At 63.5% G+C, this 584-nt stretch carries 1 protein-coding gene; it reads right to left on the minus strand.

Going from position 1 to position 584, the window contains the following annotated elements:
- Positions 1-85 precede the first annotated feature (85 nt).
- Positions 86-584: group II intron maturase-specific domain-containing protein (locus IZR01_RS49475; protein ID WP_323747339.1), on the minus strand; the 499-nt coding region annotated here is incomplete at its 5' end.

Consider the following 584-nt stretch of genomic DNA (forward strand, 5'->3'; position numbering starts at 1 on the left):
GTCGGGTGGCCCGGGGCATCTCAGCCCCGGGCTCCCACAGATCCGGACGTGACAGTCTCCCGTCATCCGGCTCTTGTTGTCCTGGTCACGGGCCTGCCGGGGGCGTGATCGTCCAGTGAGGGAAGTACCGGGGCCGCAACGCATAGCCTTCCGCCAAGCGGCGGACAGCCTGTTTCCAGCCGATCCGGTACTTCTTCCTGAGCCACCGCAACAGGTAGGTGTTGATGCGGTAGAACAGCGGGTCCAGCGCCGAGCGGTAGAAACGCCCGTAATAGTTGATCCACCCCCGCAGCACCGGATTCACCAGTGCACGCAGGCCGGCAGAATCACTACCAGTGCGCCGGTGCAGTCGCCAAGACCGCACCACCCGACTCAACTTCTTCAGGGCGTCGCTGCTGATCGCAGGCAGGAACGAAGTGAAAAACTTCCCACCCCGACCCACGGCTCGGCGTGGCCGGAACGTGTATCCCAAGAACGTGAACTGCGCGTGCGGATGACCCCCATCAGGCCCACCCCCACCACCACGGTTGCTATCCCTGCAATACACAATCCTGGTCTTGCCTGGATGCAACTCCAGACCGACC

Origin of the sequence: Catenulispora pinisilvae, assembly GCF_015356865.1 — a bacterium.
Classification (GTDB): Bacteria; Actinomycetota; Actinomycetes; order Streptomycetales; family Catenulisporaceae; genus Catenulispora; species Catenulispora pinisilvae.